Source organism: Parablautia sp. Marseille-Q6255, from assembly GCF_951230155.1.
Lineage (GTDB): Bacteria > Bacillota > Clostridia > Lachnospirales > Lachnospiraceae > Choladousia.
On the sequence record NZ_CATNVD010000001.1, the window covers coordinates 286,421 to 303,308 of the forward strand.

At 44.0% G+C, this 16,888-nt stretch carries 12 protein-coding genes; all 12 read right to left on the reverse strand.

What is annotated here, in order from left to right; genetic code table 11:
* Positions 1 to 16: 16 nt before the first annotated feature.
* Positions 17 to 1,162, reverse strand: a complete 1,146-nt coding sequence (locus QOX44_RS01415; RefSeq protein ID WP_283680865.1) for an N-acetyl sugar amidotransferase — start codon at positions 1,160 to 1,162, stop codon at positions 17 to 19.
* A 17-nt stretch (positions 1,163 to 1,179) separates the two neighbouring features.
* On the reverse strand, positions 1,180 to 2,205 hold the full coding sequence (locus QOX44_RS01420) for a glycosyltransferase family 4 protein (protein ID WP_283680866.1): 1,026 nt from the start codon (positions 2,203 to 2,205) through the stop codon (positions 1,180 to 1,182).
* Between the two features lie 200 nt (positions 2,206 to 2,405).
* The gene (locus QOX44_RS01425; RefSeq protein WP_331488289.1) at positions 2,406 to 3,329 is read right to left on the reverse strand and encodes a glycosyltransferase; all 924 of its coding nucleotides are present in this window, start codon (positions 3,327 to 3,329) and stop codon (positions 2,406 to 2,408) included.
* A gap of 148 nt (positions 3,330 to 3,477) precedes the next feature.
* Complete coding sequence (locus QOX44_RS01430; RefSeq protein WP_283680867.1) at positions 3,478 to 5,082, reverse strand: HAD-IA family hydrolase; 1,605 nt, start codon at positions 5,080 to 5,082, stop codon at positions 3,478 to 3,480.
* A gap of 36 nt (positions 5,083 to 5,118) precedes the next feature.
* A complete protein-coding gene (locus QOX44_RS01435; protein WP_283680868.1) occupies positions 5,119 to 5,778 on the reverse strand; it encodes an acetyltransferase in 660 nt (219 codons plus the stop codon).
* 4 nt (positions 5,779 to 5,782) lie between these two features.
* Positions 5,783 to 6,463 (reverse strand): sugar transferase, encoded by a 681-nt coding sequence (locus QOX44_RS01440; protein WP_283680869.1) that lies wholly within the window; start codon positions 6,461 to 6,463, stop codon positions 5,783 to 5,785.
* Positions 6,460 to 7,713 carry a DegT/DnrJ/EryC1/StrS family aminotransferase gene (locus QOX44_RS01445; RefSeq protein WP_283680870.1) on the reverse strand — a complete coding sequence of 418 codons (1,254 nt, stop codon included), beginning with the start codon at positions 7,711 to 7,713 and terminating at the stop codon, positions 6,460 to 6,462. Before QOX44_RS01445 ends, QOX44_RS01440 begins: the two co-directional genes overlap by 4 nt.
* A 117-nt stretch (positions 7,714 to 7,830) precedes the next feature.
* Positions 7,831 to 9,894 (reverse strand): polysaccharide biosynthesis protein, encoded by a 2,064-nt coding sequence (locus QOX44_RS01450; protein ID WP_283680871.1) that lies wholly within the window; start codon positions 9,892 to 9,894, stop codon positions 7,831 to 7,833.
* A 286-nt stretch (positions 9,895 to 10,180) separates the two neighbouring features.
* Positions 10,181 to 13,711, reverse strand: coding sequence for a pyruvate:ferredoxin (flavodoxin) oxidoreductase (nifJ, locus tag QOX44_RS01455; RefSeq protein WP_283680872.1), 3,531 nt, complete (start codon positions 13,709 to 13,711; stop codon positions 10,181 to 10,183).
* Between the two features lie 149 nt (positions 13,712 to 13,860).
* Positions 13,861 to 14,313, reverse strand: coding sequence for a DUF1284 domain-containing protein (locus QOX44_RS01460; protein ID WP_283680873.1), 453 nt, complete (start codon positions 14,311 to 14,313; stop codon positions 13,861 to 13,863).
* 218 nt (positions 14,314 to 14,531) lie between these two features.
* A complete protein-coding gene (locus QOX44_RS01465) occupies positions 14,532 to 15,086 on the reverse strand; it encodes a biotin transporter BioY (RefSeq protein ID WP_283680874.1) in 555 nt (184 codons plus the stop codon).
* A 117-nt stretch (positions 15,087 to 15,203) separates the two neighbouring features.
* Positions 15,204 to 16,607: an MATE family efflux transporter gene (locus tag QOX44_RS01470; RefSeq protein ID WP_283680875.1), complete on the reverse strand. Its 1,404-nt coding sequence runs from the start codon at positions 16,605 to 16,607 to the stop codon at positions 15,204 to 15,206.
* Positions 16,608 to 16,888 lie beyond the last annotated feature (281 nt).

Consider the following 16,888-nt stretch of genomic DNA (forward strand, 5'->3'; position numbering starts at 1 on the left):
AATTTCCAGTTTCTTCTTATTTTCTAATCCTTTTTTCTATGCCTAAAATTTCATATAATCGAATCCCCAAATTATAAAGTTTTTCCTGACTTTTAAATTTTTCAGTACACTTAGGCATATCATGAAAGCTCATCAATTCTTCCTCTGTAATTTCAAGCCGTTTGGCTACCTCTGTAAACAGTTTTTTACTTTCTTCTTCTGAAAGAGGCGGTCGCTCAAGTATTTTTAAAGCTTCCTCTCTCTCCATCTGTCCGGTAACAACCAGACTCGAGAGCTGCGCTCTTCGAATATCATGTCCAAATCGTGTAGGCATCCAATATCCTTCTAAAAATTTTGTCAATAAATCTTCAAAGTGTTTTTGTCCATATGGTATATATCCATACTCTTCTTTAAGGACTTCTACCATTTGATGACGTGTTACAGGTACAAGATTTAATGGTTTTAAAGTCTTCACACCTAAAATATATGGTATCCAAAATTTATGTTTAAATCCATTTGTAAACGTATAATCTTTAATCGGAATCCTACAATACTTCTTAATGACATCCTTCATAAAAGTCCCATCTCCCGTAGGTCCTCCATCTTTGCCCCATGACTCAGGATCAGCAACAATTTCTGTCGAAATATTATAGCCATTAAGAATATATTTAACTCCTAACTCCCGCGAATATCTATCAATCAAAGCAATAAATGCGTGATCTTGCGGTGAATCAAGATTTTCGAGACCAGTTCTAAACCATGCTAACTGCATTTCTCTCATCTCATCCCAATTCATATTCTCCACATGCAACTTAACGCCAAGCTTATCTGTTATTCTTCTTATGTTCTCTTCAGCTACGGGTAGATTCCACCCTGCATTAATATGAAATACAAATGGTCTCAATCCCCATTCCTTCACTGCAAGATGAAGCATATAGCTGCTGTCTAAACCACCACTCAGTCCCAAAATACAATCATACTTTTTTCCTGATCCTTTTCTTTTTATTTCAGCCAAGAGACTCTCTAATTCTTTTTCATGTCCTTTACCGTAGTTCCATTCAGGAAGGATTCGCTGTCTGTATTCATTACAACGGGAACATACACCATTTTCATCAAATGATATATATTCATCCGTTGTATCCATTACACAACATTTGCAAATCTGATATTGTCTTCTTGCCATTTTCGTCATCCTTTCATTCAATGATTAATTGCTCTCATTATTATCCTGTACGATATATCTGTTGAATAATGCTCTTTTAGACAACAATATTCCTTACGCTTAAATGTACTCAAATCAGCTTTCAAAATATATTGCAGTTGTTTATTAACCCCTTTCAAACTATTACTCTCACACCACCAACCAAAACCACCATCAACAATCACCTTTCCAATGTCTGTATTTGGATCAGTCACAGCTAATACTGGGATTTTTGCTTGCATATAACTCAGCAATCTGCTTGGAAAATTTGGAATGGTAAACCTGTGATCAAGAAAGATCATTCCAACATCACAGGCCGCCACCATTTTATCATAATCCTCTTTAGGCAGTCTCTTCATGAGCCTCACATTAGATGGTTTGTCTCTATGTACATAGGCTTCAATTTTATCAAACTCTGTCCCATCTCCAACAATCAAAAAAAATACTTCTTTATTTTTCTCTTGACTTTTCAAACATTCAATCATAAAGTCAATACCCTGTGGTTTTCCGAGATTTCCTCCATATACAAATACTTTTTTATCCAATGGAATTTTATACGTTCTTCTAATATCTTTACGTATTTCTTCCTCGACGCTCATATCAATCACCTCAACACTATTGGGACAAACCTCAACAATATTAGGATCAATTTCAGGATTATGTTCCAAAATATAATTTACATTTGCTTGACTCATACAACCGATATGGTCTGAAATCCTATAAAGTTTTTTCTCTTTCGCTCTAAATATTCTATAAATAATTCCCCTCAATCCCTGCTTCGTCATGATACCAATATCAACTGCGTTTTGAGGAAATATATCTTTAAGCAAAAGATATGTCGTCGCTCTATCCCTCTTCCTTACAAACTCGATCGCATTGCAAAAGGTAATTGGCGGCGTAGAATAGATGACGGCATCAAACTTTACATTAGCAAAGTATCTTTTAATTCCCCGAATAAACTGATATTCAATGCAAACAGTTGAAATTCCTTTTTCTAAAAAAATTTGTTTTTTGTGTATTTCCAATTCTAAGCTTTAATATTGTTGCCATTTCCGTTTTCAAGATTAATGTATCCTGTTTTCTTCTTCTCTCAACTGGAGATATTACATAAACAGAATGTCCATTCTTATAAAATTCTCTTAAAAGATCTTGATAAATACCCGGCTCATCAATTGTACTAAAATCAATAAGTGTTAAAAAAAGAATATTCATAGCACTCCTCGTATTACAGACGGCTCAGATAAAACTCCTGTAGCAATCCCGCCTCATGAGAAATATCATAATGCCTCTCAATTAATTTCATTTTTGCATCTAAACGATGGTTATTACAAGATGACATAATCGCCTTCGCCCATTCATCATTACTTGTCTCTAAACTCAATATTTTTAGCTTATTAATCAAATCAGGTGCTGGAACAAGCTCAGAAATAACACAGGGTAATCCCGTACCCTGAGCTTCAACTATAACTACCGGTAAACCTTCATAATAAGATGGCATAAAGAATACATCCATTGCCATCATTAAATGATTTACATCCTCACGTTTACCTAATAATTTTACTTTACCAGAAAGCTGAAGGTCTTCTATTTGCTTTTGAAGTTTTTCTTTATCTGGTCCGTCACCAACCATAATAAGAACTGCATTTTCATCCAGTTTTGCAATTGAAGAAAAAATGTCAATTAGACGAAATAAATTCTTTTGTCCATCAAATAATCTTCCCACGTATCCTACAACAAATGCATCCCTAATCCCCAGATTTTCTCGAGTAGCTTCTCGAATTTCAAAACTAAAAGCATACTTTTCTAAATCTATTGCATTATTTATAATTTTAACATCACTTCTATTTCCAAAAACCCATCGTCCAGCGGCTTCTGAGCATCCAAAACGATCTGTTAAAAATAAATTAACAAACGGTTTAAAAAAATAGTGCTGCCACATGACATTACAGCATGTATTATGAGAATGTCCAACTATTGTTGAAACTCCACACAGTTTTGCTACGAAGGCATCCATCACCATACTAGCACTATTTTGATGTATATGAACAATCTCATAATTATTTTCTTTTATTATACGCTTAAGTTCCCTCATATAAGAAAAGGGGTGCCGAGATCTAGATGGTAATCTATGTATACCCCCCCCCGGTATAAAATTTCATTATCATATCTTTCTGCTGACTTTGAACAAGTAACAAAGTCAAATTGCACTTGCGATCTATCCATGTGCCTATAGTAATTCATCACAACAGCCTCTACACCAGCATATCCTAACGAGCCGATAATTTGTAATACTCGAATCATAATACTTTTCCCCGTATATCATTTATAGTTGTAACTTCCTCTTGCATTGCCGAGTGAGAATACAAACCATCTTCATTTCTAAAATAAATCCATTGCATTCCCAGTTGTTTACATGCTTGGAAATCCTTATTTGGATTGTCACCCACATAAACTATCTGTTCATATGGTATTCTCCAACGATTCTGCATTATGCGAAAAGAAATATCACACGGCTTTCTAAACTGAACACCGCCTAATTCATCCGTAATAATAATATCATCCATCACTTCATATAAACCAAGTGCTTCAAGTTTAGCTCTTTGTCCTTCAATCCTTCCATCTGTAATAATTCCAACTTTGATACCCCTATGCTTCAAATCCTGAACAAATTCAAGAACACCATCATACAAAGATATCTCTGGTATTTGCTCTCTGTAAATTTTTACACATTCATCTTTCTTTTCCACTTCTCCAATTTCAATTAGATATTCATCAATCGCCGATTTTCCAGCCATAAAGTGTGACCATAGCTTATCCGCAGCATCCTCTCTAGCTAGAAACTCACCAATTTTTTTATAACCACTTTTCACATACTGTTTCTCACTATATAACGTGTCATCAAGATCAAAAATAATGCCCTTTATTTGCCGTATGTTATCTCCTTCAGAAATACATACGCTTTGGTCAAAGCGGCTATATACCAAACCATCATCAACGGTATCTGTATACTCCACTTTTTCTTTCAACAACATTCTGAGAATTGCCTCTGCTGATCTTGCACCGGCTTTCATACTGAGCGGCGCACCACCTCCAAATCGAGGATTGATCTCTATGTAATAGTCATCACCTGTTCTATTCTGTCGGATCAGCTGCACTGTCATCGGACCACATGGCTGAAATTTATCTATTAGTTTACGACACTCTTCTATAATCTTCTTATCCATTACAATCTCTGTTTTAAGAACCTCTCCAGCTCTCACTGCACTTCGAATACGTGGTGTGATAAATATCGGATTACCTTCATAATCACAGAAGATATCAACTGTATATTCTGTACCCTCAATAAAAGGCTGAACAATATAATCTCCAACCTGCTCTGCATAGATCTTTAGTTCGGATTCTTTTTCCACCTTAAATGCATTAATGCTGCTACTTCCATCCTTTGGCTTAATGAAACACGGATACTGATCATGATAAAGCTGATAATCATTAACTGTCCGAGGTGCCTTTAAGCCACAGGATTCAAAAAAATCCGCTGTATAATTTTTATCTCTACATATTGCAATCTTATCTGACTTACTGATAAGCACCTTTGTCCCAATCGCATCAAATTCTGCCTCATTCCGACTAAGCACCAAAAGGTCAGTATCTATCGTAGGTATAAGCAAATCAATGTGATCAACTTTGCAAATTCTCAACAACTGTGGAATATAATCAACATCTCGCATTCCGCACACTTTCCGAGTATAATCACAAAAAGCCAATGCTGGTGCTGTTCCTGCCATATCTGCTCCATATAATTTCAGTTTAACATTCAAACAATTTGCTGCTTGTCGAAAAGCTTGCACCAGTTCCACACGTCTGCCTACACCAGTAAACAAAATTCTAAATGATCTCATCATGCAGCCCTCCCACTCATGAGAAGTTGCGAAAAGGTCTTATGATTTACTATTCGGCGGGATACCCCCCCCCATATTTTTAGTTGATTTCTTTCCCATTTCCATTCTCCTTGCCGGAACTCCTATAAATATTCCTGATTCTTCTATATTACTAATCACAACTGCCCCAGCTCCTATCATACAGTCAGAAGAGATAGAAGCATTATTTCTGACAGTTGCTCCAGCTCCAATCCATGTTCCATCTCCCACAATGACAGTCCCGCATAAATGGCTGCCAACTGCAATATGCACATAATCGCCCACCGTGCAATCATGATCCACCGAAGAACAAGTATTAATAATGCATCCCTTTCCAATCTTTGCTCCCGGATTAATCACAACACCGGCCATGACTACTGTTCCTGCACCTATCACTACATCCTCCGCAACAACTGCATCTGGATGAACAAGCGTAGTCAGTTTCTCCACTGGAATTGATTCCTGTATCCGCTTCCGAATATCCGCATTGCCAATTCCAACGATTACATCTGCATCTATCCTTTCAGCTTCTATACTTTTTCCTATGACTGGATAACCTCCACATTCATGGACATTTTCATCGTCATCTAAAAAAACAATCTCTCTATAACTATTTTTTTTTGCAATATCTGCAACTACCTTTCCGTGTCCACTTGCACCGATAATTGCCAATTTATTCATTTCCTCACCTTCTCAGTAATCCAGTATTTCCTGTACCCATAAATTCTTCCATTGTCGCAGAAGTTTCTGAGGAAATGCCTTCACTCTTTAACACTGTTTTCACCGTTTGAAGGATAATTTTTACATCTCCCCAAAAAGTAATATGGTTTACATACCACACATCCATCTCAAATTTCTCTTCCCATGTCACCGCATTTCGGCCATTTGCCTGTGCATACCCTGTCAATCCCGGACGCACATCATGACGATGCTTTTGATACTCATTGTAGCGATCCAAATATACTACTAGAAGCGGCCGCGGCCCGATAATGCTCATATCGCCTTTAACAATATTCAGTAATTCAGGCAATTCATCAAGACTTGTTTTCCGCAAAAACTTGCCATATGAGGTGAGTCTTTTCTCATCAGGCAACAGTTTTCCATTTTTATCCTTTTTGTTCGTCATCGTCCTGAATTTGATCAGCTTAAAGATTCTTTCATTTTTCCCCGGACGCTCCTGTGTAAAAAATGGATTACCATGCATTGCGATTGTCCCAAATATCGTCAGTATCAAAAGTACCGGAGACAATACCACTAATGCACAGAATGCAAGAAAGAAATCCAAACATCGCTTGATATACTTCTCGTAGAATCCTGGCTTTTTCTTCACAAATACTTGTGTACTATGATCTGACGCCTTATTCATTGAAAACAACCTTTCACAATTTCAATTATAATATCTTGTTGCTCTTCCGTCATCTTATTATCACTCGGCAAACAAAGTCCTCTGTGGAAAATATCCATTCCCACATCCAATGGAAGCCCATCTTTTCCTGTTGCCCCGCCGGAAATATAGGCGTTTGTCTTTGCTCGCCCATTCCCTTCCCTGGTGACAAATCCATTCATCCGATAGATCGGCTGCATGTGCATTGGTTTCCAGATTGGTCTGCCTTCTGCATTATATTTAGCAAGCAGTTCCAAAATCTCTGTAGGGCAGGTCTTGCCAGGCTCACTGATATAAAGCGCTTCCTGTTCTCCCCGTACCTGTTTACACATAGCCTCCGGATGGATCAGCATGCAGGAAAGCCAATAATTTGGCTCTGAATTTTCTTCATCAAAAGGATTCATGATTACAGGCAGATCCTGAAAGCCTTTTTTATATCTTTCATAAATCACTTTTTTCTGTGCAATGTGCTCCTCCAAATACGGAATCTGCCCCCGTACTACACCGGCGATCACATTACTCATGCGGTAATTATATCCTAGCTCTTCATGCTGATACCATGGAGCATTTTCTCTTGCCTGCGTGGACCATTTGCGCACCTTATTGGCAGCTTCCTTGTCATCTGTAAGCAACATCCCCCCGGCAGATCCGGTGATGATCTTATTACCATTAAAGCTGATCGCATTGTATGTGCCAAAGCTTCCCGTCTGCTGTCCTTTATATGTAGCACCAAGGCTTTCTGCCGCATCCTCAATGATCACTGCATGATGTTTCTCACAGATACTGCGTATTTCATCTATTTTCCCCGGCACTCCGTACAGATGCGCCACCACTACCGCTTTCACTTCCGGATAAAGCTCAAATGCTCTTTCAAGAGCTATAGGATCCATATTCCAGGTATCGTATTCTGTGTCAATAAATACAGGCACACCGCCCTCGTATACAACAGGATTCACTGTTGCATCAAAAGTCATATCTGAACAGAAAACTTTGTCCCCCGGCTTTACCCCGGCCAACTTCACTGCCATATGCAACGCTGCTGTACCTGCTGAAAGCGCTACGGCATATCTGCATCCCACTTTCTCGCAAATCTGCCCTTCCACTTCATTGATATTTTTACCAACTGTAGACATCCAATTCGTCTCATAAGCTTCCGTCACGTATTTCAGCTCTTCTCCATGCATGGTTGGTGAAGAAAGCCATACTTTTTTTTCAAATGGTTTTATCTGCATCTTTATTTACCAGCTTTCATTATATATATAAACTTTATCATTTTAGCAAAACAAATTTTCTATTCAGGCTTACTATCTCACTTATTATTTTACACATCAATAATCAATGCAGGAAAGCTAAATTTCATTTCCTTCCCGCGCCGCTGCCGCCTCCTGCATCAGCTTTTCATACACTGCTCCCTTTGCCTCGCTGCCTTCTCTCCCCGCCGGACGGAAGGTCGGCACCATTTTCTGGAGCAGCTCGCGGATATTCCTGCTGTTTGTGTAAGCTGCGTCCATCAGTCCATTAAGCTGTGCAATGAATTCATCGATATCAAATGCGATCGGCTTGCCGACATGGATCAGGTCATTTGCTGTCTTTTTCAGTCCTTCTTCTGCAAGAAGTTTTTCTTCGTACAGCTTTTCTCCCGGACGAAGTCCTGTATACTCGACCTTAATATCAATATCAGGGCGATAGCCTGACAGCTTGATCAGGTTGCGGGCCAGTGTGTCGATCTTGACCGGGCTTCCCATGTCAAGGACAAAAATCTCGCCGCCATTTGCATACGTACCTGCCTGAAGGACAAGGCTGACTGCCTCCGGTATCGTCATAAAGTAGCGGATGATATCGGGATGAGTGACTGTGACAGGACCGCCTTCTGCGATCTGTTTTTTAAACAGCGGAATAACAGAACCGTTGCTGCCGAGAACGTTTCCAAAACGGACTGCCACGAATTCTGTCTTTGCCTGTTTCAGCCGCTCAATGGTATCCGGCTTCTGCGCATGCCCCTTCATCCAGTGCGTAAAGAGCTGCGGGATATCTGCTGCTCTTCCCTGCTTGATCATAGTATCAAAGCAGAAAATGATCTTCTCACATGCACGCTTGGAAGCGCCCATCACATTTGTCGGATTGACTGCCTTATCTGTACTGATCAGCACGAAACGCTTCGTACCGTTTGCCATTGCAGCATAAGCTGTCTTATATGTACCGATCACGTTATTTTTGATCGCTTCACACGGGCTGTCCTCCATCAGAGGCACGTGCTTGTGTGCTGCAGCGTGGTAAACAATATCCGGGTGATACGTCTCAAACACATCAAAGATCTTCCGGCTGTCCCGCACAGAACCAATGATGACCTCCAGATTCAGCTCCGGATGATCATGGCGCAGCTCCTGCTGGATCGCATAGGCGCTGTTTTCATAAATATCAAAGATAATAAGCTGTTTTGGCTGGTGCCCTGCGATCTGACGGCAAAGCTCGCTTCCGATCGAGCCGCCCCCGCCTGTGACAAGGATCACCTTTCCTTTCAGATACTGGAATATTTCGTCCATATTTACCTTGATCGGATCGCGCTCCAAAAGCTCCTCGATATCAACATCACGAAGTCCGCCTACCAGAGCTTCTGATGGAGCTTCTCCTTTTACCAGCTGGTAGATGCCCGGAAGGCTCTTCAGCTCACAGCCTGCTTCTTTGCAGATATTCAGGATTTCTCTTTTCTGCTCTTTTGTCGCGCTCGGCATGGCGACACAGATCTTTTCTATATTATAGTCCTCCACTGAGGAAAGGATCTTGTCGCGGCCGCCGACTACCGGGACTCCCTCAATGTAACGCCCCCATTTGTTTGGATTGTCGTCAATAAAGCAGCAGACCTTATTGTTGAGTTCCTTTGACTTCATCATCTCGCGCAGGATGATCTGACCTGCCTGTCCGGCGCCTACGATCATGATACGCTTCGCGCGCGCCTCTTTATCTTTTTTCGTCCTTGTCTTTCTTTCTAATAAAATAAACCGATAGGAAAAACGGATTCCCAAAACGAGAAGGAACTGAAAGAGCGCACCGACCACGTAGTAAAAGCCCGGCATCCGGTGAAACAGCAGCGTGATCCCCACTGTATGAAAGATCGCTGTGACAACCGTCGACAGCACCACTCTGGAAAGCTCATTGTAGCTGGCAAACCGCCATATACTTTTATACAGACGCAGGCGCCAGAAAACTGCAATACAAAAAACCGTATAGATCGGCGCAAACTTTATCCACGCCCCCAGAAGCTCCTTCGGTATCATAGAAAAACGGCTGTCAAACCGAAGCCAGAGCACAAAAAAATAGGAACCGTTGACAACAATCGCGTCATAAATAATCAGATATAACGCTATAAGATGCCAGTGTTCCACTCTCAGACGCCTATTTTCGGCATTATTCATAATTTTTGTAGCCCCCCCCCTTGAAATTTTTGTTCATCATTTCTCTCTCCTGTTTTCATGCTGTTTTATACTGTTTTATACTTTTTTTATAATTCTTTATCTATTCTTTATATACCATACTTCCCACTTTTTGTAAACATTTGTTTGCAAAAAAATACAAAAGTCGACGAATTATAAGCCTCGCCGGTCCGTTCCCGACATATTTCTCCGCATCAAAAACGCACCGCCGAAGCGGTGCGCTCTTTCCGTTTGTACTCTATCTATCTTTCTTTTCCGTCAGCAGAATTTACTCTGTCTTTCCGTACAGTGTAACAAGCTTGTTCAGATACTCGTATCTTTCCTTATTGCACTCTGCGTTCTTAGCAAACAGCTTCTCTGCTCTTTCCGGATTTGCTCTCTTTAAGGAGTTGTAGCGAACCTCGCCATCAAGGAATGCCATGATATCCTCTGTCGGAGCCTTGGAGTCAAGTGTGAACTTGTTCTCTGCAGCCGGGTTGAAGCGGAACAGATGCCAGTATCCTGACTTAACTGCCAGCTCTTCCTCTGTCTGAGCCTTGCTCATACCCTTCTTGATACCGTGATTGATACACGGAGCGTATGCGATGATCAGTGACGGTCCCGGATATGCCTCTGCCTCTGCAAGTGCCTTAACTGTCTGGTTGTAGTCAGCACCCATAGCGATCTGTGCAACGTATACGTATCCGTAGCTCATTGCGATAGAAGCCATATCTTTCTTCTTCACTTCTTTTCCGCCTGCTGCGAACTGTGCTACTGCACCCGGCTGTGTAGCCTTGGAAGCCTGTCCGCCTGTGTTGGAGTAAACCTCTGTATCGAATACCATTACGTTGATGTCCTGACCGCTTGCAAGCACGTGGTCTACACCGCCGAATCCGATATCGTAAGCCCATCCGTCACCACCAAAGATCCACTGGGATTTCTTTCCAAGGAAGTCTTTGTTCTTCAGGATCTCTTTTGCAGCGTCACATCCGCATGCTTCCAGAGCAGCGATCAGCTTCTCTGTAGCTGTTCCGTTTGTAGCGCCTACGCCGTATGTGTCAAGCCATTCCTGACCTGCAGCCTTTACAGCCTCGTTGCTTCCCTCTGCTACGAGAGCCTCAACCTTAGCCTTCAGTCCGCCTCTGATCGCGTTCTGAGCAAGCAGCATACCGTAACCGAACTCAGCGTTGTCCTCGAACAGAGAGTTGGACCATGCCGGACCCTGTCCCTTTTCGTTTACTGTGTACGGTGTGGACGGTGAGGAGTTACCCCAGATAGAAGAGCATCCTGTAGCGTTTGCGATATACATTCTGTCACCGAAAAGCTGTGTGATCAGTTTTGCGTACGGTGTCTCACCACAGCCTGCACATGCGCCTGAGAACTCAAGCAGCGGCTGTTTGAACTGAGAACCTTTGACAGTATTCTCTTTGAATTTCTCTACTACGTCGAGTTTTGCCGGAAGCTCTACTGCGTAATCGAAGAACTTCTGCTCTCCTACGTTTGCTTCCATGTTCTCCATAGCCAGTGCCTTTGCACCCTTCTTGCCCGGGCAGACATTTGCACAGGAACCGCAGCCTGTACAGTCAAGAGCGGATACTACCATAGCGAACTTGTAGTCAGCCATACCTGTCATCGGAAGCATTCTCATGCCTTCCGGAGCTGCCTCTGCCTCTGCCTGTGTCAGAGCGATCGGACGGATAACAGCGTGCGGACATACGTATGCACAACGGTTACACTGGATACAGTTTTCCGGATTCCATACCGGGATATCTACTGCGATACCGCGCTTCTCGAATGCGGAAGATCCTGACGGTGTCGTACCGTCTACGTACTCTGTAAATGCAGATACCGGGAGGTTGTTTCCTTCCTGAGCATTTACTGCGTGCTGGATGTTGTTTACGAAATCAACAACGTCCTTTCTCTTGCCTTCTACATTCTTTGCGATGATGCTTTCTTCTTCAGCGTCTTTCCAGCTTTCCGGAACCTGGATCTCTACTACCTGCTTAGCGCCTGCGTCGATCGCATCGTAGTTCATCTGAACGATCGCATCACCCTTACGTCCGTAAGTAGCCTTTGCAGCAGCCTTCATCAGCTCGATCGCCTGCTCCTCCGGAATGATGTTTGCCAGTTTGAAGAATGCAGACTGAAGAACTGTGTTGATACGTCCGCCAAGTCCGATCTCCTTACCGATCTTGATACCGTCGATCACATACAGCTTGATGTTGTGGTCAGCGATGAATTTCTTTACCTGTCCCGGAAGATGCTGCTCCAGACCTTCCATATCCCACGGACAGTTCAGAAGGAATGTACCACCGTCTACCAGTTCCTGTACCATGTTGTACTTGCGTACGTAGGACGGGTTGTGGCATGCTACGAAGTTTGCCTTGTGGATCAGGTATGTGGATTTGATCGGGCTCTTACCGAAGCGAAGGTGAGACATTGTAACACCGCCGGACTTCTTGGAGTCGTAATCAAAGTATGCCTGAGCATACATATCTGTGTTGTCACCGATGATCTTGATGGAGTTCTTGTTTGCACCTACTGTACCGTCTGCGCCAAGTCCCCAGAACTTGCAGTTGATCGTGCCTTCCGGTGTCGTAACGAGCGGAGCGCCCAGCTCGAGGGAAAGGTTTGTCACGTCATCTACAATACCGATCGTGAATTTCTGCTTTGTTGTGTTGTTGTATACAGCAACGATCTGTGCCGGTGTCGTATCCTTGGAACCAAGTCCGTAACGTCCTGTAAAGATCGGTGTGTCGTTGAACTTGCTGCCCTTAAGAGCTGCAACAACATCCAGATACAGCGGCTCGCCAAGAGCGCCCGGCTCTTTTGTTCTGTCGAGAACTGTGATCTGCTTAACTGTCTCCGGAATAGCCTCGATGAGAGCCTCTGCGCAGAACGGTCTGTAAAGACGAACCTTTACAACACCGACTTTCTCGCCTGCTGCCATCAGGTAGTCGATCGTCTCTTCGATCGTATCACATACGGAGCCCATAGCGATGATGACCTTCTCAGCGTCAGCAGCACCGTAGTAGTTGAACAGCTTGTAATCTGTACCGATCTTAGCGTTCACCTTGTCCATGTACTCCTGTACGATTGCCGGCATAGCATCGTAGTACGGGTTGATCGCTTCTCTTGCCTGGAAGAAGATATCCGGGTTCTGTGCAGAACCTCTCTGACACGGATGGTTCGGATTCAGACACTGATCTCTCCATGCCTGCAGAGCGTCCATATCTGTCATCTCTTTGAGATCATCGTAATCCCATACTTCGATCTTCTGGATCTCATGTGATGTACGGAATCCGTCGAAGAAGTTGATGAACGGAAGACGGCCCTTGATCGCTGCAAGGTGTGCAACTGCTGTCAGGTCCATAACCTCCTGTACGCTGGATTCGCACAGCATACAAGCGCCTGTCTGACGGCAAGCGTATACGTCAGAGTGATCACCGAAAATAGAAAGTGCATGGCTCGCAAGAGCACGTGCAGAAACGTTGAATACGCCCGGAAGTCTCTCACCTGCAACCTTGTAAAGGTTCGGGATCATAAGAAGCAGACCCTGAGACGCTGTGTATGTAGTCGTAAGAGCACCTGCTGACAGAGATCCGTGTACCGTACCTGCTGCACCTGCCTCAGACTGCATCTCTGTTACCTGAACAGTCTGCCCAAACATGTTGAGACGGCCCTGTGTTGCCCACTCGTCTGTGGCTTCAGCCATGACGGATGACGGGGTAATCGGGAAAATCGCTGCTACGTCAGTAAAAGCATATGACGCATGAGCTGCAGCATGATTACCATCCATGGTCTTCATTTTTCTAGCCATTTGTGTATTCCTCCTTATAATTTGAGTATTTCACTCATTATTACTTCTCATACGGATTTAATTTTATCATATTTTCGTTTTTTTGTCTATTTCTGAGAGAGGATTTTTCCGTCTTTTTTGTATTTTTTATGGTACAGTCTCTGTTTTTCTCAGAAGATATCGTAAAAGTTTTCCTTCCAGAGGCGGTAATTGCAAAATCCCCGGCGCAGCCACTCACAGTCGCCGCAGGCTCTGCAAAACAGCTCCTGCGACATAAAAATCCCCGCCTTCTTTTTCAGCTCCTCTGCCTCACAGGGCATCCCGGCTTCTATGTGCAGCCCCTCAAGCAGCGTCCGGTCCTTTCGGATGATCTCCGCCTCCTTTTCACACCGGCAGCTGCCGCGCTCCAGGTTCTGTGCACTGTCCCGCATAAGATTCGGACAGTGCCTGCACAAAATATCCGGCTCATCCAGAAGCACAAGTCTGCCTTCATGCGCTTTCAGAGCTTTTATCACCGCCTCCATCTGGCTGCAAAATGCTTCGCTGTATCCGTTTCCCTGATACTGCGGGATACACAGCAAATGATGTGCCCGCAGCTTCAGCAGGTCTTTCTCTATACGCATATCCTTTCTATCCTCCTCTTCTTTGTCGTACGCGCCTCCAGTGCATACGCTTCTGCCACATCCTGCGCGACACTGCATGCGCCTGTACGCTCTGTCCAGTGTCCGGCTCTGCTTCATCGGCCGCGACATCAAAAAATCTGACACCCCTTTTGCCCGGGCTTCTGACCGCTTTTCTTTCAGCCTGCAAAAGGAATCTCAGATTTTCTTTTTTCTTTATATCACGCTTTGCTCACAAGAGAAACTCCTGCCGCACGCAGCCCTGTGCGGACTGCCTTCGCCACCGCATATGCGCCGACAAGCGACAGCACATCCTTGACCAGATACGGAAAAGATGCGAGAAGAAATGCTTCTCCGGGTGCCATCCCCATAACTGCCGAAAACTGCAGCACTCCTGTCAGATGACAGATCGCCAGCCCGGCAAGCGAAGCCGCAGCAAAGATCACCGGTTTTTTCGCATACCCGTATCCGCAGCATGCTGCCATTACCGGAAATCCCCATATAAAGCCTCCAGTCGCTCCGACCAGCACGCCGACTCCCCCGGAAAACTGCGAAAACACCGGCGCGCCCACTGCGCCAAGCAGTATCCATGCCGCTGTAGATACCAGACCGAATTTCCAGCCCAGAACATACCCGGCAAGCGCTACCGCAAAGGTCTGAAGCGTCACCGGCACACCGGAGGGCATCGGGATCTGCAATTGCGACAGCACCGCAAGCACCGCTACAAACATCCCGGATAAAACAAGCATCTTCGTGGAGTTTCTTTGCATTTTCATATGGAACCTCTCTTTGTAAACTTTTATTTTATTTTAGTTGACAATTTGAGTTTACATTATGAAGAGCTGTTTGTCAACTCTTATTTTAAGTTGGTTTACGTATGTCTGTTTTCACTTTCATCCTGCCGCGCTTACGCTCATTCCCCGCCGTATCACTCTCTTTTTCACATACAGATAGCAGATAAAATGCACTGCCTCCGTCACGATCCAGGTCACCGGATAAGACAGATACAGTACCGGAAGTGTACGATCCGCTGCAAATATCGTATAGATCCAGACCACGCGCAGCAGGCAGGAACCGATCATGGAGACAACCATAGGAAGCATAGATTCTCCCACCCCGCGCAGCATGCCGGAGAGCACATCCATGATACCACAGAGGAAGTATGTCGTTGCAATGATCCCCATGCGGGCAAGACCGTACCGGATCGCGTCCGCATCATCCGGCAGGTAAATCCCCAGAAGCTGCTCGCCAAAGAAGTACGCGCCCCATCCCAGCACAAGTCCTGTGACCACCACCATAGCAAGACAGTTTAAAAACACCTTATTGATCCTCTCGTACTTTCTGCCACCGACATTCTGGCTCGTAAAGGTCTGCGCTGCCTGATAAAAGGAATTCATAGAAATATAAACAAAGCCCTCGATATTTGACGCCGCTGAATTGCCTGCCACTGCCAGCTCTCCAAAGCTGTTGACAGACGACTGGATCAGCACATTAGATAAGGAAAAGATCGTCGACTGGATTCCTGCCGGGATCCCGACCTTCATGATCCGGCGAAGCTTGGGACCGGAAATGCGGATCTTTGCAGGCTCCAGCGCGATCTCCGGCTCCATATGCATCATGTGACGCACCGTCAGCGCTGCGGAAATCGTCTGTGATACGACAGTCGCAATCGCCACCCCTGCTACGTCCAGATGGAACACGATCACAAGAATAAGGTTTAAAATCACGTTAATAATACCGCCGATGATCAGATAATACAGCGGCCGTTTCGTATCTCCAAGCGAACGCAGGATCGCACTGCCGAAATTATAAAGAGACATTGCAGGAAAGCCAAGAAAATAAATCTTCAGATACACTTTTGCCAGGCCAATGATATTCTCCGGCGTATCCATCATTTCCAGTAAAAGTCCGCTCGCAAAAAAACCGACTGCCGCACAGATTACGCCGCCCAGCAGGCTGATCGCGATCGAGGTATGGATCGTCTCCTTTACCTGCTCCATTTCCCTTGCGCCGTAATAAAAAGCAACTGCCACCGCAGCTCCAACCGACAGACCGACTAACACATTCACGATCAGATTGATCAAAGCTCCGTTTGAACCGACCGCCGCAAGAGCATTGCTGCCCGCAAACCGGCCGACTACAATAATATCTGCCGCATTAAACAGAAGCTGCAAAATACCAGACAGCATGATCGGCAGCGTAAACACAAGGAGCTTCCCCGCCAGCGGCCCGTGCAGCATGTCTATTTTCTGTTCCTGCATGTTACCTGTTTTCTTCTCTGGTGCTCTTCTTTTCATCCCACTCTCACCCTCATCCAACCCTTTTTTCTTCTTAACAACTTAACAATATGATGCACAAACGGACAGCCTCCGCTGCCCGTCTGTGTATTTTACTCCTGCCTGTGCATAAATGCAAGTATATATTTCCAGATAATCACCTTCCCTGTTTTTTCCATACTTCTTATTTAAAGACTTGCTTTTTTCCAGTATTTCAGTACAATGATAATAGCATCTGTGCGCAATGGGACAGCGTATCCCCTGCATACCGATGATATATTTTACAACATCTATAAAGAAAA